We start from the raw sequence: 15,038 nt of genomic DNA, 5'->3' as shown, positions 1-15,038 counted from the left end.
ATTTCTGATATGCTGCTGCCCGCCGACGATCGCACGAGGTGCTGACGGAGCACGCAATGACAGCGTTTACCCGCCGCGCTCGGTTCTCAGCTTGGCCCACCAGTCCAGCCGCTTGCGGATGTCTCGCTCGAAGCCGCGCTCCGGCGGGTCGTAGAAGGTCCTGCGGCCCATCTTCTCGGGAAAATAATCCTGGCCGGAAAAGGCGTCCGGCTCGTCGTGATCATAGCGATATCCGTCGCCGTAACCCTCGCCCTTCATCAGCTTCGTCGGCGCATTCAGGATATGCTTGGGCGGCAGCAAAGAGCCGTTTTCCTTGGCGGCCCGCATGGCGGCCTTATAGGCCGTGTAGACGGCATTCGATTTTGGAGCTGTCGCGAGATAGACACAGGCTTGCGCCAGTGCCAGCTCTCCCTCCGGCGATCCGAGATAGTCATAGGCATCCTTGGCGGCATTGCAGATCACCAGCGCCTGCGGATCGGCCAGACCGATATCCTCGACCGCCATGCGCACCAGGCGGCGGCCAAGGTAGAGTGGGTCCTCACCGGCGTCGAACATGCGGCAGAGGTAATAGAGCGCTGCGTCCGGGTCCGAGCCGCGCACCGATTTGTGCAGGGCGGAAATCAGATTGTAATGGCCGTCCTGCCCCTTGTCATAGACCGGGGCGCGACGCTGGACGATCTGCTGGACGGCGTCCGCGTCGAAAACCTCGCCCTTGCGCGCCGCCCTCCAGACCTCTTCGGCCAGCGTCAGCACGGCGCGGCCGTCGCCATCGGCCATTCGCAGAAGGCTCGCCCGCGCATCGGTATCCAGCGGGAGCGGCCGCCCCTCGATCATCTCGGCGCGTTCGAGGAGTTCCGCAAGGCTCGCCTCGTCATGGGGCTTGAAGGTCATCACGCGGGCACGCGACAGAAGCGCCGCGTTGAGTTCAAAGGAGGGGTTTTCCGTCGTCGCCCCGACCAGAATCACTGTGCCGTCTTCCATAACGGGAAGAAAACTGTCCTGTTGGGCGCGGTTGAACCGATGGATCTCGTCAACGAAAAGCAGCGTTTGACGGCCGGACATGCGCCGGACACGGGCAGCCTCGAAGACCCGCTTCAGATCGGCGACGCCTGAAAAAATCGCCGATATCTGCTCGAAGGCAAGGCCGGTCTCTCCCGATAACAGCCGGGCGACCGTCGTCTTGCCGGTGCCCGGAGGTCCCCAGAAGATCATCGAGCCGAGAGACCCGGACGCGATCATGCGCGCCAGCACGCCATCCTTGCCCGTCAAATGCTCCTGCCCCGTCACTTCTGCCAGGCTTTCCGGTCGCAAGCGGTCCGCAAGCGGACGTTTCTCGCTCATCCCAGCCGGTTCCAAGGGCGAGAACAGGTCGCTCATCGGAAGAACTGGCGAATGCGCTGGCCATTGCGCTCGATTTCCACCCGCCACAGCGAGGGATCGTCGCCGACAATCGCTTCGAGAGTCGCCGTCTTGTCGATCGGCTCACCGTTGACGGCGATCACAATGTCCTTTGGCTGAAACCCAACGCGGGCGGCGGGCGAGCCGCGATTGATCTGCGTGATGACCACCCCTTGCGTCGAGGTCGGCATGTGCAACTCGTCTGCCAGACGCGGCGAGAGATTGCCGACGACGGCGCCTGCGAATGGGTTGCGGCCCTCAATCAGCCGCTCGTCGCGAGCCGGTGTCTCCGGCGCTTCGGTCAGCGACAGCGTGAGATCGCGTGTCTTGCCGCTTTCGCTGACGGTGACCTTGGCCTCATGCCCAACGCCGACCGTCGTCAAACGATAGCCGAGCGCATCCGGGTGTTCGACCGGAATGCCATTCACCGCTATGACAACCTGGCCGGGCCGCATGCCGGCCTTTTCCGCCGGGCCACCTTCCACGACCGAACTGACGAGCGCGCCGCGGGCGCGGCTCAGCCCCAGTGCATCAGCGACTTCCGAGGTGACCGGATCGAAACGCGCGCCGATGAACGGGCGGGTGAAGCTGCCATTGCCGCCCTCGGCCGACGCGACGAACACCTTGACCAGGTTGGCAGGAATGGCAAAACCGACCCCGTTCGAGCCGCCGCCGCGCGAAAAGATCGCCGTGTTGATGCCGATCAGCCGTCCCTCCATGTCGATAAGGCCACCGCCGGAATTGCCGGGATTGATGGCGGCATCCGTCTGGATGAAAAATCCGAAATCTCCCGATACGACCTGGTTGCGGGCCAGCGCGGAGACGATGCCGCTGGTGACCGTCTGGCCGACGCCGAACGGATTGCCGATCGCAAGTACGATGTCGCCCACCTCGACCGCATCGGAATCTCCGAATGGGACAACCTCGAAAGGACCGTCCGACTTGATCTTCAGCACAGCAAGGTCAAGCCTGTCGTCCTTGAGGATAACCGTGCTTTCGAATTCCCGGCCATCCGCGAGCGCGACCTTGATGTCGTCGGCATCGGCAATCACGTGATTATTGGTGACGACGATGCCGTTCTTGCCGACGATCACGCCGGACCCGAGCGACGATTGCTTTTCCGACCTGTTGGGCATGCGCTGGCCGAAGAACTGCTCGAAGAAGGGATCCTCGGCAAAGGGCGACCGTTTCTGGACCGTCTTTTCGGCATAGACATTGACCACGGCGTTTGCCGTCTGTTTGACCAGCGGCGCAAAGGAGAGCTGCATTTCGGTGCGGCTCTGCGGCACTGTCTTTTGCGTCTGCGCCTGCGCTTGGGACACCACCGCTCCGGTGGTGATGGTCTCGACGCCATCCGGCACTTCGGAACGAGAAGAACCGAGATAGAGCATGCCTGCAACGAGCGCCAGGCCCATGGAGGTGGTCAGGATGAATCTGCGAGGCAAAAGGGTCATACGGGCATCCTGGAAAATCTTTGGGAGACAGGAGAAATAGAATGAGCGACATGAAAAAGCAAAGCCGCTCGGCGTCGAAATCACTTTCGTCCTGAAACACAAAACAGCCGGGCTTGTGGCCCGGCTGTCTCAAACGCTGCAAAACGTCGACGTGTTACGCTGCGTCGGCAGCCTCAGCTTCGGCGGCAACGCGAACGATGTCCTTGGCGCCCTTGGCCGACGGATCGCGATCGACGAACTCAATGACGGCGAGCGCCGCATTGTCGCCGTGACGATAGCCGGCCTTCATGATGCGCAGGTAACCACCGTTGCGGGTCGCGTAGCGCGTTGCGATGGCATCGAACAGCTTGCCGACGACGGCAACGTCGCGGATCTGCGAGATGGCCTGACGGCGGGCATGAAGGTCACCCTTTTTGCCGAGCGTCACGAGCTTCTCGACGATCGGGCGGATTTCCTTCGCCTTCGGCAAGGTCGTGATGATCTGCTCATGTTCGATGAGCGAAGCGGCCATATTGGCAAACATTGCCTTGCGATGGCTTGCAGTTCTATTCAGCTTGCGGCCGGCTACACCATGGCGCATTGCTATTCTCCTTTAAATGCAGGTGCCCTTCTTATTGTCTGGGCCTGCCGTTTCCTGGCACATACAGGCTTCCTTGCGGAGCCTGCTGTTTGACGGGGAAAGGCAGAGGGTTAACCTGCCTTTTTGTTGCTTAATACTGGTCTTCGTACCGCTTGGCGAGATCTTCGATGTTCTCGGGCGGCCATGCGGGCACTTCCATGCCGAGATGCAGGCCCATGGAAGCGAGAACTTCCTTGATTTCGTTCAGCGACTTGCGGCCAAAGTTCGGAGTGCGAAGCATTTCGGCTTCGGTCTTCTGAATGAGGTCGCCGATATAGACGATGTTGTCGTTCTTCAGGCAGTTGGCCGAACGGACGGAAAGTTCCAGTTCGTCGACCTTCTTGAGAAGGGCCGGATTGAACGCCAGTTCGGTAACGGCTTCTTCTTCGGCTTCCTTCTGTGGTTCGTCGAAGTTGACGAAAACGCCGAGCTGGTCCTGAAGGATGCGGGCTGCGAAAGCGACTGCATCTTCACCGGTCACTGAACCATCGGTCTCGATCTGCATCGACAGCTTGTCGTAGTCGAGAACCTGGCCTTCGCGGGTGTTTTCCACCTTGTAGGACACTTTCTTGACAGGCGAATACAGGCTGTCAACCGGGATGAGGCCGATCGGTGCGTCTTCCGAACGGTTGCGGTCGGCAGGAACGTAGCCCTTGCCGTTGTTGACGGTGAATTCCATGCGGATCTCGGCGCCCTCGTCGAGGGTGCAGATCACATGGTTCGGGTTGAGGATTTCGATATCGCCAACCGTCTGGATGTCACCGGCGGTTACAACGCCCGGACCCTGCTTGCGCACAACCATGCGCTTTGCGTCGTCGCCATCCATCTTGATGGCGATTTCCTTGATGTTAAGCACGATGTCCGTCACGTCTTCCCGGACACCCGGGATCGAGGAGAACTCGTGCAGGACGCCGTCGATCTGCACTGCGGTGACCGCAGCGCCGCGAAGCGACGACAAAAGAACGCGGCGAAGCGCGTTGCCGAGCGTCAGGCCAAAGCCACGCTCGAGCGGCTCGGCAACAAGGCTGACCTTGGTGCGGCCGGTCGAGGAGAACTCGACCTTGTTCGGCTTGATCAGTTCCTGCCAGTTTTTCTGAATCATATGTTTTGCCTTCCGTTCGTTGCCACCATCCAATCGTGGCAACCGAGCCTTGAAGCGCCGGGGAGAAGTCGCCCCCTCACCGGCAGATGAATGCGTAAAATTAAACGCGGCGCTTCTTGCGCGGACGGCAACCATTGTGCGGGATCGGCGTCACGTCACGGATCGAGGTGATCATGAAGCCGGCAGCCTGCAAGGCGCGCAAAGCCGATTCACGGCCGGAACCCGGGCCGCAGACTTCGACTTCGAGCGTCTTCATGCCGTGTTCCTGCGCCTTCTTGGCGGCGTCTTCGGCAGCCATCTGGGCCGCGAACGGGGTCGACTTGCGCGAACCCTTAAAGCCCTTCGAACCAGCCGACGACCAAGCAATCGCGTTGCCCTGCGCATCGGTGATGGTGATCATCGTGTTGTTGAACGACGAGTTGACGTGCGCGACGCCCGTAGAAATGTTTTTCCGTTCGCGACGGCGAACGCGTGTGGCTTCCTTGGCCATGGTAACCCTTTCGTTGATCTCTGCACCGCCGTAGTGCCAGCGGCTCCACCGGGCGGAGAAAAACCCCTGCCCTGAATTTCAAATCATGCGTGGAGGAATAACCCTGTCCGCGCGGCGATATCGTCACTGCCGTAGTTCCAGCAGCTCCACCGGAGGGACGCCTGAGGACGCCCTTCCGAAACCACAAAAGAGGCCGGCGTCGAGCGCCAGCCCCTGTATTTCCCAATCGAGGGAAATTACTTCTTCTTGCCTGCAATCGCCTTTGCCGGACCCTTGCGGGTACGGGCGTTGGTATGCGTGCGCTGGCCGCGAACCGGCAGCGAGCGACGATGGCGCAGGCCGCGGTAGCAGCCGAGGTCCATCAGACGCTTGATGTTCATCGAGTTTTCGCGACGCAGGTCGCCTTCGACCTGATAGTCACGATCGATCGCCTCGCGGATCTGAAGGACTTCGGCGTCCGTCAGCTGGTGAACGCGACGCTCAGCCGGAATACCGACCTTGTCGACGATTTCCTGTGCGAATTTCGGACCGATCCCGTGAATGTAACGGAGCGCGATTACCACGCGCTTTGCCGTCGGGATGTTGACGCCAGCGATACGAGCCACGCCTGTTCTCCTTGCTTCCAGTTGCCATCCGGCAATAGGTGATTCGTTATTCGGCCCCCAAAAGGACCGATTGTGAAAGTGGTGTTCGGAACACGTCAAAAGAATCGCGCCCGGACTTCCTTGTTCGAAATCCGCGCCGATCCCTAGCATGCTGCGAGTTAGCGCGGTCTTTGGAGGAATTGACCGCAAAAGTCAACTCCCCGGCAGTTCTTTTTAAGCGTCGGCAGATGCCAAAGCCAGAATCCTGTCGATCTCTTTGGTCACCGTTTCAACCGGCGCCATTCCGTCTACCGTTCGCAACTCACCCGTCGTTGCATAATGCTGCGACAAGGGCGCTGTTTTCTCCCGGTATTCGACCAGACGCTTCTTGAAGGCTTCCGGATTATCATCCGATCGAACCTTCCCGCCAGCGGCCAAGGTCTCGGCTACGCGATTCTCGATGCGTTGTACAAGCGCTTCTTCGTCAACCTTCAGTTCTATGACAGAATCGAGACGAAGTCCCTTACCTTCCAGCATTTTACCAAGAGCGATCGCCTGAGGGACGGTACGGGGGTAACCATCGAGAATGAACCCCCTGACGCAATCCGCCGAATCGATCCGCTCCGAAACGATCTCATTGACGATTTCGTCGGAAACCAGATGCCCGGCATCCATGACCGCCTTGGCGCGCTTGCCGACATCGCTCTGTTCAGCAACCGCGGCGCGCAGCATGTCTCCCGTCGAAAGTTGAGGAATACCATATTTCTCTGTCAGGAGCTTGGCCTGTGTCCCCTTGCCTGCCCCCGGCGGTCCCAAAAATATAAGTCTCATCGGCCCCTCTTGCCTCCACGCAGCTTCGACTTCTTGATCAGCCCCTCATACTGCTGAGCAATAAGGTGACCCTGCACCTGTGCTACAGTATCCAGGGTCACGCTGACAACAATCAAAAGCGACGTACCACCAAGGTAGAATGGTACACCGGTCTGCGCGATGAGAACTTCCGGCAGAATGCAGACGAACATCAGGTAGAGAGCGCCGATCACCGTAATGCGCGTCAACACATAGTCGATATATTCGGCGGTCCGCTCACCTGGACGAATGCCGAGGATGAAGCCGCCATGCTTTTTCAAGTTGTCGGCGGTGTCCTTCGGATTGAAGACGATCGCCGTGTAGAAGAAGGCAAAGAATGCAATCATCGCGCCATAGAGCACCATGTAGAGCGGCTGCCCGTGCCCCAGCGCCGCCACGATGGTCGTTGCCCAGGACGGGACGGACGCGCTGTTGGCGAAGCCGGCAAGCGTTGCGGGCAAAAGCAGAAGGGAAGACGCGAAAATCGCCGGAATGACGCCTGCCGTGTTCAGTTTGAGCGGCAGATGCGACGTATCCCCCTGGAACATCTTGTTGCCGACCTGACGCTTTGGATACTGAATCAAAAGCCGGCGCTGCGCACGTTCGACAAAAACGATCAGCGCGATAACGCCGACGACCATCACGATGATCGCAAGAATCAGCGGGGTCGACAAAGCGCCTGTGCGGCCCAGTTCCAACGTCCCGGCAAGCGCGCTCGGCAGAGCGGCGACAATACCGGCGAAGATGATCAGAGAGATGCCGTTGCCAATACCGCGTGACGTGATCTGTTCGCCAAGCCACATCAGAAACATCGTGCCGCCGAGCAGCGAGATGACCGTGGAAATCTTGAAGAACCAGCCCGGATCGGCAACAAGACCGTTGCCGCTTTCAAGGCCGACCGCGATGCCGTAGGCCTGCAACACACCCAGCAGCACCGTGCCGTACCGGGTATACTGGTTGATGACCTTGCGGCCCTGCTCGCCTTCCTTCTTCAGCTGCTCCAGAGAGGGAACCACGGAGGTCATTAGCTGAACGATGATGGAAGCGGAAATATAAGGCATGATCCCAAGGGCGAAAATCGCCATGCGCTCGACGGCGCCGCCGGAAAACATGTTGAACAGGCCAAGAATGCCGCCGCTCTGCCCCGCAAATGCCTGGGCAAAGGCTTCCGGGTTGAGCCCGGGAAGCGGGATATAGGTGCCGAGACGATAAACGAGAAGCGCGCCAAGCGTAAACCAGAGGCGCTTCTTCAGATCTTCCGCCTTTGCGAAAGTTGAGAAATTGAGATTAGAGGCAAGTTGTTCCGCTGCCGAAGCCATGCAATTCTCCGCGTGACCATCTCCGGCGGCGGGAGCCCGGCCTGCGGCGACGGTCAATCCGTTGGCATAATCTTTCTCAGAGGCGCAAGCGCCCTTGAGGAAGACCATGCTAGAAACTTACGTCCCCCTGCCCCGTGGCACGGCGACTAAGAAGAGCCTAAACCGGTTGAAACGCGGATTGTCAAGCAATCTTGGCCTCACCGTGGCTTTTCATCCAGAAACCGTCGCGGACAAGAATCCGTCTCCGGCGTGAGGCTCACATATGGGAGCAAAATCGCCCGGTGTGAAGCACCCCGGGCGATCAATCGTCAACAATTATTCAGCAGCGCCCGAGAGCAGCTTGATCGAACCACCGGCCTTTTCGATCTTTTCGATCGCAGGCTTGGAGGCTCCGGCAACTTCGATCGTCACCTTAGCCGTCAGTTCGCCATCGGCCAGAACGCGAACACCGTCCTTGGCGCGACGGATGACACCGGCGGCCTGGAGAGCGGCAGCATCGACGGTCTTGGAAGCATCAAGCTTCTTCGCGTCGATTGCAGTCTGGATGCGGCCGAGCGACACGACAACAAAGTCCGAACGGAAGATGTTGTTGAAGCCGCGCTTCGGCAGGCGACGGTAGATGGGCATCTGGCCGCCTTCGAAGCCATTGATGGCAACGCCGGAGCGCGCCTTCTGACCCTTCACACCGCGGCCGGCCGTCTTGCCGGACCCGGAACCGATACCACGGCCGAGACGCTTGCGGTTCTTGGTCGAACCTTCGTTGTCTTTGATTTCATTCAGTTTCATGATGGTATCCCCCTCACTTTTCGTCGACGACGCGAACGAGGTGCTGGACGGCCCGGATCATGCCACGAACGGAAGGGGTATCTTCCAGCGTGCGTACCCGGTGCATCTTGTTAAGACCGAGACCGATCAGCGTAGCGCGCTGTACGGCCGGGCGGCGGATGGGGCTACCGATCTGTTCGACGGTAACCGTCTTTCCTGCGACTTCTTTAGTGGCCATTGTTCAGCCTCCCTTATTCTTCGGAAGCAACGCCGGCGGACGCACGACGGGCCTGCAGCGTGGCATATTTCAGGCCGCGCTGAGCCGCGACGTCCTTCGGATGCGCCTGATTCTTCAGGGCGTCAAACGTGGCGCGAATCATGTTGTAGGGGTTCGACGAACCGGTCGACTTCGCAACGACGTCGTGCATGCCGAGCGTTTCGAAAACAGCGCGCATCGGACCACCGGCGATGATGCCGGTACCAGCCTTGGCGGAGCGCAGCAAAACCTTGCCGGCGCCGTGACGGCCATGGACGTCGTGGTGAAGCGTGCGGCCCGAGCGCAGCGGAACGAAGATCAGTTCGCGCTTGGCGGCTTCAGTCGCCTTGCGGATCGCTTCCGGTACTTCGCGCGCCTTGCCATGACCGAAGCCGACGCGGCCCTTCTGGTCGCCGACGACGACGAGAGCAGCAAAGCCGAAACGACGGCCGCCCTTGACGACTTTCGCGACGCGGTTGATTGCCACGAGCTTATCGACGAATTCGCTGTCGCGCTCCTCGCGGTTCTGGCGATCGTCGCGAGAACCTCTTTTTTCTTGTGCCATTGTCCTTTTCCTTTTTCTTTTCCGGGTGCAATCGGCAGATTGACAAAAAGTCGCTCCGCGCCTTCGAGGGAGCGGTAGCGACGCGCTTTTTCAAAAGCGGTTCGATGATCCGCCCAGGCAAGCCCGGACGGATATCATCTTTAGAAGTTCAGGCCACCCTCGCGGGCTGCCTCGGCGAGCGCCTTGACGCGGCCGTGATAGATGAAGGCGCCACGATCAAAGACGACGTCCTTGACACCAGCCTTCGAGGCGCGCTCCGCAAGGAGCTTGCCTACGGCAGCAGCAGCTGCCGTGTCGGCGCCCGTCTTAAGCGACGAACGCAGATCTGTGTCGAGTGTCGAGGCGGACGCAACGGTCTTGCCTGCAACATCATCGATAACCTGTGCGTAGATGTTCTTCGACGAGCGATGAACGGACAGGCGCAGGCGGCCATTGGCGACTGCCTTGACTTGACGGCGCACGCGGCTGGCGCGGCGCACAAGTGTATCTTTCCTTGTAGCCATTTCGCGTGATCCTTACTTCTTCTTGCCTTCTTTGCGGACAATCCGCTCGCCGGCATACTTGACGCCCTTGCCCTTGTAGGGCTCGGGGCCACGGTATTCGCGGATTTCCGCGGCAACCTGGCCGACCTGCTGCTTGTTGATGCCGGTGACGACGATTTCCGTCGGCTTGGGCACAGCAATCGAAATGCCTTCCGGAGTCTGATAGACCACGTCGTGGCTGAAGCCGAGTGCCAGCTGCAGGTTCTTGCCCTGCAGCGACGCGCGATAGCCGACGCCGTTGATTTCGAGCTTGCGCTCGTAGCCGTCCTTGACGCCCTTGAAGATGTTTTCGATCATCGTGCGGGACATGCCCCACTTGGACCGAGCATCCTTGGACTGGTCAACCGGGGTCACCGACACCGCGTTGTTGTCTTCCAGCTTTACGACGACTTCGTCGTTAGCAACGAAGAAGAGTTCACCTTTCGGGCCCTTTGCAGTCACCGTCTGGCCACTTACCGTGGCCGTGACACCTGCAGGAACCGGAACGGGTTTCTTACCGATACGAGACATTGTTCAACCTGTCTGTCCGTTATGGAGATCACTGCACCGTATTAGAATACGGAGCAGAGAACCTCACCGCCAACGTTCTGTTCACGTGCCTGGTGATCGGCCATCACACCCTTCGGAGTCGAAAGGATAGTGATACCGAGACCGTTCGCGACCTGCGGAATGGACTTGACCGAGACATAAACCCGGCGGCCCGGCTTCGATACGCGGCCGATCTCACGGATCACCGACGCACCTTCATAGTATTTCAGTTCGATATTGATCTCGGCCTTGCCGTTACCAAATTCGACTTCGGAGTATCCACGGATGTAGCCTTCAGCCTGAAGGACATCCAGAACGCGTGCGCGCAGCTTGGAAGCCGGAGTGGAAACACTCGACTTGCGGCGTGCGGCGCCATTGCGGATACGGGTGAGCATATCGCCCAGCGGATCTGTCATTGCCATGTGCCCGTCTCCTTACCAGCTCGACTTAACAATGCCCGGCACCTTGCCGAAATTGCCAAGTTCACGAAGCGCAATACGCGACATCTTCAGTTTGCGATAATAGGCGCGCGGACGACCTGTCACTTCGCAACGGTTGCGAACGCGGGTCTTGGAACCGTCACGCGGCAGGCTCGCCAACTTCAAAGTAGCCTTGAAGCGCTCTTCGATCGGAAGAGACTGGTTCATGATAGTGGCCTTCAGGGCAGCCCGCTTTCCGGCCTCCTGAGCAACCGACTTACGGCGGCGATTGTTTTTTTCAATTGCGCTCGTCTTCGCCATTCAACTTAATCCTTCTGCTTGTCGTTACGGCTTATTGGCGAAACGGGAAGTTGAACTCTGTGAGCAGAGCCCGTGCCTCGTCGTCGTTCCTTGCCGTCGTGCAAACGATGATGTCCATGCCCCACATCTGATCAACCTTGTCGTAGTTGATCTCCGGGAACACAATGTGTTCCTTGACGCCCATGGCGAAATTGCCACGGCCATCGAAGGACTTCGGATTGAGACCGCGGAAATCTCGAACGCGCGGAAGCGCGATGTTGATCAGGCGATCCAGAAATTCATACATGCGAACGCCGCGCAGGGTTACCTTCGCGCCGATGGGCATGCCTTCGCGCAGCTTGAAGCCGGCGATGGAGGTACGGGCCTTCGTGATAACAGGCTTCTGGCCGGCAATCGCTGCAAGATCGGCTGCAGCAACGGTCGGCTTCTTCGAATCGCCGGTGGATTCACCAACGCCCATATTGATCACGATCTTGTCGAGCCGCGGGATCTGCATGACGTTCGAATAGTTGAACTTTTCCTGCATCACCTTGGTGATGCGTTCAGCATATTCCGTCTTCAGACGGGGCTCATAATTCTTGGTGTCAGCCATCGACCACTTCTCCCGAACGCTTGGCCACGCGGACCTTCTTGCCTTCGACGACACTGAAACCAACACGGGTCGGCTTACCATCCTTGTCGGCAACAGCAATGTTGGACAGGTGGATCGAGGCTTCTTTGTTGATGATGCCGGCTTCCTGGCTCTGGGTCTGGCGCTGGTGACGCTTCACCATGTTGACGCCACGCACAACAGCCCGGTCTTCCTTAGGCATGACCTGGAGAACTTCTCCGGTGCGGCCCTTGTCCTTGCCGGTCAATACGACGACCTTGTCGCCTTTACGAATCTTTTGCATCTCTTGTCGCTCCTTACAGCACTTCTGGAGCCAGCGAGATGATCTTCATGTGGTTCTTGGCGCGAAGTTCGCGCGGAACCGGTCCGAAGATACGGGTGCCGATCGGCTCTTTCTTGTTGTCGATAAGAACGGCTGCGTTGTTATCGAACCGGATGACGCTGCCGTCCGGACGACGGATGTCTTTCGCGGTGCGCACGACAACCGCCTTCATCACATCACCCTTCTTGACGCGGCCGCGCGGAATAGCTTCCTTGATCGAAACGACGATAATGTCGCCGACCGAAGCATATTTACGCTTGGAGCCGCCCAGCACCTTGATGCACATGACACGACGTGCGCCGGAATTATCCGCCACGTCGAGGTTTGTTTGCATCTGAATCATGTCAGGTCGCCTTCTTGTTGTGACCGAACCGGTTGGGCCAACCTCATCAGATTGAGGGCCCCCTGTTCCAGCTTCTGAATTTCTGTTCTCGCGCGGGATCGATCGTTGCCAGGGTGGTTTCCGAAAACGGACCTTCCGTGCGCTCAAAGCAAAAGAACGCTCGTAGCCGAGCGTCCTTGCGCTGTTTCATACAGATTTTCGCAGCCAGCGCAAGAGCCGGATGCGAAACTCCTCAGGAATTAGGACTGAACGGAAACAACCGTCCAGGTCTTGTCCTTGGAAATCGGCGCGCATTCCTGAATGGAAACCTGATCGCCGACCTTGTACTGGTTGTTCTCGTCATGCGCCTTGTACTTCTTGGACCGGCGAACGGTCTTCTGGAAGATAGGGTGCGCGAAGCGACGCTCGACACGGACCACGACGGTCTTTTCGTTTTTGTCGCTGACGACGGTGCCCTGCAGAATGCGTTTTGGCATATTCTTAGATCCTTAAGCCTTGGCTTCTGCCGCCTTCTGGCGGGCAATGGTTTTGACGCGCGCAATGTCCTTGCGGACTTCATTGATGCGCGACGACTTTTCGAGCTGGCCGGTCGCCTTCTGGAAGCGCAGGTTGAACTGCTCCTTCTTCAGGTTGGCAAGCTGTTCGTTGAGCTGGTCGGCGCTGAGGCCGCGAACTTCGGTGGCTTTCATGGGCTTTACTCCTTACTCTGCAATGCGCTGAACGAAGCGCGTCTTGACAGAGAGTTTCGCAGCACCAAGGCGAAGCGCCTCACGGGCGAGTTCTTCGCTGACGCCGTCGATTTCGAACATCATTCGGCCGGGCTTGACCTTGCAAGCCCAATATTCGACCGAACCTTTACCTTTACCCATACGAACTTCGGTCGGCTTCGCCGTGACCGGAACGTCCGGGAATACGCGGATCCACACACGGCCGGCACGCTTCATGTGACGGGTGATCGCGCGGCGAGCCGCTTCGATTTCGCGTGCGTTGACGCGGTTCGGCTCCTGAGACTTCAGGCCGAATTCACCGAAAGCAAGGTCGGAACCGCCCTTGGCAACGCCCTTGATGCGTCCCTTGAACTGCTTGCGGTACTTAGTGCGCTTTGGCTGCAACATTTTTTTAATTCTCCGATATTAGCTGCCAGGAACGACTGTTACGCGTTTTCGCGGCGACGGTTGTTGCTGCTCGGACCCTGTGCGTCACTTTCGGACGCGCGACGCTCGGAAGCCATCGGATCATGCTCAAGGATTTCTCCCTTGAAGATCCAGACCTTGATGCCGCAGATGCCGAAGGCAGTCTTGGCTTCAGCCACACCGTAATCGATGTCGGCGCGAAGCGTGTGCAAGGGAACGCGGCCTTCGCGGTACCATTCGGTACGAGCGATTTCAGCGCCACCGAGACGGCCGCCGCAAGTGATCTTGATGCCTTCGGCGCCAAGACGCATGGCAGACTGAACGGCGCGCTTCATTGCACGGCGGAAAGCCACGCGGCGTTCAAGCTGCTGGGCGATCGACTGGGCGACCAGCGTCGAATCGACTTCCGGCTTACGCACTTCAACGATGTTGAGATGCGTTTCCGACTTGGTCATCTCGCCGATCTTCTTGCGCAGCTTTTCGATGTCCGCGCCCTTCTTGCCGATGATCAGGCCAGGGCGAGCCGAGTGGATCGTGACGCGGCACTTCTTGTGCGGACGCTCGATGACGACCTTGGCGATGCCGGCCTGCTTCAGTTCTTCCATGACATAGGCACGGATCTTCAGGTCTTCGTGAAGAAGCTGACCGTACTCGGCATTATCCGCGAACCAGCGGCTATCCCAGGTACGGTTGATGCCGAGGCGGAAACCGACTGGATTGATCTTCTGACCCATTATGCGGCCTCCCCTTTGGCTTCGACTTCGCGAACAACGATCGTCAGATGCGCGAAAGGCTTTTCGATACGCGATGCACGACCGCGGCCACGAGCGTGGAAACGCTTCATGACGATGGACTTGCCGACGTAGGCTTCCGCGACGATCAGGCTGTCGACGTCGAGGTCGTGGTTGTTCTCCGCATTTGCGATTGCGGATTCCAGTGTCTTCTTGACGGTGTCCGAGATCCGCTTGCGCGAAAACTCGAGTTCGGCCAGAGCCCGGTCGACCTTCTTGCCGCGGATCATCGCAGCAACCAGGTTGAGCTTCTGGGGGCTGACGCGGATCGTGCGCGCAATTGCCTGCGCTTCATTATCCTTCAGCCGGCGTTCGGCTTTTGCCTTGCCCATAATTACTTCCTCTTTGCCTTCTTGTCCGCACCGTGACCGTAATAGGTCCGGGTCGGAGAGAATTCGCCAAACTTATGTCCGATCATGTCTTCGTTGACGCTGACCGGGATATGCTTGCTGCCGTTGTAAACACCAAAGGTCAGACCGACGAACTGCGGCAGGATGGTGGAGCGACGGCTCCACATCTTGATCACTTCGTTACGACCGCCTTCACGAACCTTCTCAGCCTTCTTGAGAAGATAGCCGTCAACAAACGGACCTTTCCATACTGAACGAGTCATTGGAGACTTCCTCTC

The 15,038-nt window shown here is 58.8% G+C and carries 24 protein-coding genes; all 24 read right to left on the bottom strand.

Features of this window, described 5'->3' with window-relative positions; translation table 11 throughout:
• Positions 1–66: 66 nt before the first annotated feature.
• Positions 67–1,377 carry a replication-associated recombination protein A gene (locus tag PY308_RS10145; protein WP_275790851.1) on the bottom strand — a complete coding sequence of 437 codons (1,311 nt, stop codon included), beginning with the start codon at positions 1,375–1,377 and terminating at the stop codon, positions 67–69.
• Positions 1,374–2,666 carry a DegQ family serine endoprotease gene (locus PY308_RS10140; RefSeq protein WP_275791079.1) on the bottom strand — a complete coding sequence of 431 codons (1,293 nt, stop codon included), beginning with the start codon at positions 2,664–2,666 and terminating at the stop codon, positions 1,374–1,376. Before PY308_RS10140 ends, PY308_RS10145 begins: the two co-directional genes overlap by 4 nt.
• Before the next feature lie 340 nt (positions 2,667–3,006).
• The gene (rplQ, locus tag PY308_RS10135; RefSeq protein ID WP_275790850.1) at positions 3,007–3,432 is read right to left on the bottom strand and encodes a 50S ribosomal protein L17; all 426 of its coding nucleotides are present in this window, start codon (positions 3,430–3,432) and stop codon (positions 3,007–3,009) included.
• 130 nt (positions 3,433–3,562) lie between these two features.
• On the bottom strand, positions 3,563–4,573 hold the full coding sequence (locus PY308_RS10130; protein WP_060638418.1) for a DNA-directed RNA polymerase subunit alpha: 1,011 nt from the start codon (positions 4,571–4,573) through the stop codon (positions 3,563–3,565).
• A 100-nt stretch (positions 4,574–4,673) separates the two neighbouring features.
• Entirely contained in the window at positions 4,674–5,063 is a 390-nt protein-coding gene (rpsK, locus tag PY308_RS10125; RefSeq protein ID WP_018328263.1) for a 30S ribosomal protein S11, read from the bottom strand.
• 236 nt (positions 5,064–5,299) lie between these two features.
• Positions 5,300–5,668 carry a 30S ribosomal protein S13 gene (rpsM, locus tag PY308_RS10120; protein WP_275790849.1) on the bottom strand — a complete coding sequence of 123 codons (369 nt, stop codon included), beginning with the start codon at positions 5,666–5,668 and terminating at the stop codon, positions 5,300–5,302.
• Positions 5,669–5,881: 213 nt separating this feature from the next.
• Positions 5,882–6,478 (bottom strand): adenylate kinase, encoded by a 597-nt coding sequence (locus PY308_RS10115; protein WP_275790848.1) that lies wholly within the window; start codon positions 6,476–6,478, stop codon positions 5,882–5,884.
• Positions 6,475–7,815 (bottom strand): preprotein translocase subunit SecY, encoded by a 1,341-nt coding sequence (secY, locus tag PY308_RS10110; protein ID WP_275790847.1) that lies wholly within the window; start codon positions 7,813–7,815, stop codon positions 6,475–6,477. The genes PY308_RS10115 and secY overlap by 4 nt, the downstream gene beginning before the upstream one ends.
• A gap of 315 nt (positions 7,816–8,130) precedes the next feature.
• A complete protein-coding gene (gene rplO, locus PY308_RS10105) occupies positions 8,131–8,601 on the bottom strand; it encodes a 50S ribosomal protein L15 (RefSeq protein WP_275790846.1) in 471 nt (156 codons plus the stop codon).
• Positions 8,602–8,614: 13 nt separating this feature from the next.
• Complete coding sequence (rpmD, locus tag PY308_RS10100; RefSeq protein WP_275790845.1) at positions 8,615–8,818, bottom strand: 50S ribosomal protein L30; 204 nt, start codon at positions 8,816–8,818, stop codon at positions 8,615–8,617.
• Between the two features lie 13 nt (positions 8,819–8,831).
• Complete coding sequence (gene rpsE / locus PY308_RS10095) at positions 8,832–9,401, bottom strand: 30S ribosomal protein S5 (RefSeq protein WP_037133560.1); 570 nt, start codon at positions 9,399–9,401, stop codon at positions 8,832–8,834.
• A 140-nt stretch (positions 9,402–9,541) separates the two neighbouring features.
• On the bottom strand, positions 9,542–9,904 hold the full coding sequence (gene rplR, locus PY308_RS10090) for a 50S ribosomal protein L18 (RefSeq protein ID WP_037169470.1): 363 nt from the start codon (positions 9,902–9,904) through the stop codon (positions 9,542–9,544).
• A 12-nt stretch (positions 9,905–9,916) separates the two neighbouring features.
• A complete protein-coding gene (rplF, locus tag PY308_RS10085) occupies positions 9,917–10,453 on the bottom strand; it encodes a 50S ribosomal protein L6 (RefSeq protein WP_037169468.1) in 537 nt (178 codons plus the stop codon).
• A gap of 41 nt (positions 10,454–10,494) precedes the next feature.
• Complete coding sequence (gene rpsH / locus PY308_RS10080; RefSeq protein ID WP_113005480.1) at positions 10,495–10,893, bottom strand: 30S ribosomal protein S8; 399 nt, start codon at positions 10,891–10,893, stop codon at positions 10,495–10,497.
• A gap of 12 nt (positions 10,894–10,905) precedes the next feature.
• Entirely contained in the window at positions 10,906–11,211 is a 306-nt protein-coding gene (gene rpsN, locus PY308_RS10075) for a 30S ribosomal protein S14 (RefSeq protein ID WP_275790844.1), read from the bottom strand.
• A gap of 31 nt (positions 11,212–11,242) precedes the next feature.
• Positions 11,243–11,803, bottom strand: coding sequence for a 50S ribosomal protein L5 (gene rplE, locus PY308_RS10070; protein ID WP_275790843.1), 561 nt, complete (start codon positions 11,801–11,803; stop codon positions 11,243–11,245).
• Entirely contained in the window at positions 11,796–12,104 is a 309-nt protein-coding gene (gene rplX, locus PY308_RS10065; RefSeq protein WP_275790842.1) for a 50S ribosomal protein L24, read from the bottom strand. Before rplX ends, rplE begins: the two co-directional genes overlap by 8 nt.
• Before the next feature lie 13 nt (positions 12,105–12,117).
• Positions 12,118–12,486 (bottom strand): 50S ribosomal protein L14, encoded by a 369-nt coding sequence (gene rplN, locus PY308_RS10060; RefSeq protein ID WP_018328276.1) that lies wholly within the window; start codon positions 12,484–12,486, stop codon positions 12,118–12,120.
• A 239-nt stretch (positions 12,487–12,725) separates the two neighbouring features.
• Positions 12,726–12,962 (bottom strand): 30S ribosomal protein S17, encoded by a 237-nt coding sequence (gene rpsQ, locus PY308_RS10055; RefSeq protein ID WP_275790841.1) that lies wholly within the window; start codon positions 12,960–12,962, stop codon positions 12,726–12,728.
• Between the two features lie 12 nt (positions 12,963–12,974).
• Complete coding sequence (gene rpmC / locus PY308_RS10050; RefSeq protein WP_275790840.1) at positions 12,975–13,175, bottom strand: 50S ribosomal protein L29; 201 nt, start codon at positions 13,173–13,175, stop codon at positions 12,975–12,977.
• A 12-nt stretch (positions 13,176–13,187) separates the two neighbouring features.
• Positions 13,188–13,601, bottom strand: coding sequence for a 50S ribosomal protein L16 (gene rplP / locus PY308_RS10045; RefSeq protein ID WP_018239489.1), 414 nt, complete (start codon positions 13,599–13,601; stop codon positions 13,188–13,190).
• Between the two features lie 38 nt (positions 13,602–13,639).
• A complete protein-coding gene (rpsC, locus tag PY308_RS10040; protein ID WP_275790839.1) occupies positions 13,640–14,353 on the bottom strand; it encodes a 30S ribosomal protein S3 in 714 nt (237 codons plus the stop codon).
• Positions 14,353–14,742, bottom strand: a complete 390-nt coding sequence (gene rplV, locus PY308_RS10035; protein WP_018328280.1) for a 50S ribosomal protein L22 — start codon at positions 14,740–14,742, stop codon at positions 14,353–14,355. The genes rpsC and rplV overlap by 1 nt, the downstream gene beginning before the upstream one ends.
• A 2-nt stretch (positions 14,743–14,744) precedes the next feature.
• Entirely contained in the window at positions 14,745–15,023 is a 279-nt protein-coding gene (rpsS, locus tag PY308_RS10030; RefSeq protein WP_275790838.1) for a 30S ribosomal protein S19, read from the bottom strand.
• Positions 15,024–15,038 lie beyond the last annotated feature (15 nt).

This window comes from Pararhizobium gei, assembly GCF_029223885.1.
GTDB lineage: Bacteria > Pseudomonadota > Alphaproteobacteria > Rhizobiales > Rhizobiaceae > Pararhizobium > Pararhizobium gei.
The sequence above is the reverse complement of the archived record's forward strand: the minus strand, read 5'-3'. Positions and strand labels throughout refer to the sequence as shown.

Excerpts from the sequence above, each read along its gene's own strand:
- PY308_RS10145 (WP_275790851.1), bottom strand. The coding sequence starts at position 1,377 with ATGAGCGACCTGTTCTCGCCCTTGGAACCGGCTGGGATGAGCGAGAAA.
- PY308_RS10140 (WP_275791079.1), bottom strand. The coding sequence starts at position 2,666 with ATGCAGCTCTCCTTTGCGCCGCTGGTCAAACAGACGGCAAACGCCGTG.
- rplQ (WP_275790850.1), bottom strand. The coding sequence starts at position 3,432 with ATGCGCCATGGTGTAGCCGGCCGCAAGCTGAATAGAACTGCAAGCCAT.
- PY308_RS10130 (WP_060638418.1), bottom strand. The coding sequence starts at position 4,573 with ATGATTCAGAAAAACTGGCAGGAACTGATCAAGCCGAACAAGGTCGAG.
- rpsK (WP_018328263.1), bottom strand. The coding sequence starts at position 5,063 with ATGGCCAAGGAAGCCACACGCGTTCGCCGTCGCGAACGGAAAAACATT.
- PY308_RS10115 (WP_275790848.1), bottom strand. The coding sequence starts at position 6,478 with ATGAGACTTATATTTTTGGGACCGCCGGGGGCAGGCAAGGGGACACAG.
- secY (WP_275790847.1), bottom strand. The coding sequence starts at position 7,815 with ATGGCTTCGGCAGCGGAACAACTTGCCTCTAATCTCAATTTCTCAACT.
- rplO (WP_275790846.1), bottom strand. The coding sequence starts at position 8,601 with ATGAAACTGAATGAAATCAAAGACAACGAAGGTTCGACCAAGAACCGC.
- rpmD (WP_275790845.1), bottom strand. The coding sequence starts at position 8,818 with ATGGCCACTAAAGAAGTCGCAGGAAAGACGGTTACCGTCGAACAGATC.
- rpsE (WP_037133560.1), bottom strand. The coding sequence starts at position 9,401 with ATGGCACAAGAAAAAAGAGGTTCTCGCGACGATCGCCAGAACCGCGAG.
- rplR (WP_037169470.1), bottom strand. The coding sequence starts at position 9,904 with ATGGCTACAAGGAAAGATACACTTGTGCGCCGCGCCAGCCGCGTGCGC.
- rplF (WP_037169468.1), bottom strand. The coding sequence starts at position 10,453 with ATGTCTCGTATCGGTAAGAAACCCGTTCCGGTTCCTGCAGGTGTCACG.
- rpsH (WP_113005480.1), bottom strand. The coding sequence starts at position 10,893 with ATGGCAATGACAGATCCGCTGGGCGATATGCTCACCCGTATCCGCAAT.
- rpsN (WP_275790844.1), bottom strand. The coding sequence starts at position 11,211 with ATGGCGAAGACGAGCGCAATTGAAAAAAACAATCGCCGCCGTAAGTCG.
- rplE (WP_275790843.1), bottom strand. The coding sequence starts at position 11,803 with ATGGCTGACACCAAGAATTATGAGCCCCGTCTGAAGACGGAATATGCT.
- rplX (WP_275790842.1), bottom strand. The coding sequence starts at position 12,104 with ATGCAAAAGATTCGTAAAGGCGACAAGGTCGTCGTATTGACCGGCAAG.
- rplN (WP_018328276.1), bottom strand. The coding sequence starts at position 12,486 with ATGATTCAGATGCAAACAAACCTCGACGTGGCGGATAATTCCGGCGCA.
- rpsQ (WP_275790841.1), bottom strand. The coding sequence starts at position 12,962 with ATGCCAAAACGCATTCTGCAGGGCACCGTCGTCAGCGACAAAAACGAA.
- rpmC (WP_275790840.1), bottom strand. The coding sequence starts at position 13,175 with ATGAAAGCCACCGAAGTTCGCGGCCTCAGCGCCGACCAGCTCAACGAA.
- rplP (WP_018239489.1), bottom strand. The coding sequence starts at position 13,601 with ATGTTGCAGCCAAAGCGCACTAAGTACCGCAAGCAGTTCAAGGGACGC.
- rpsC (WP_275790839.1), bottom strand. The coding sequence starts at position 14,353 with ATGGGTCAGAAGATCAATCCAGTCGGTTTCCGCCTCGGCATCAACCGT.
- rplV (WP_018328280.1), bottom strand. The coding sequence starts at position 14,742 with ATGGGCAAGGCAAAAGCCGAACGCCGGCTGAAGGATAATGAAGCGCAG.
- rpsS (WP_275790838.1), bottom strand. The coding sequence starts at position 15,023 with ATGACTCGTTCAGTATGGAAAGGTCCGTTTGTTGACGGCTATCTTCTC.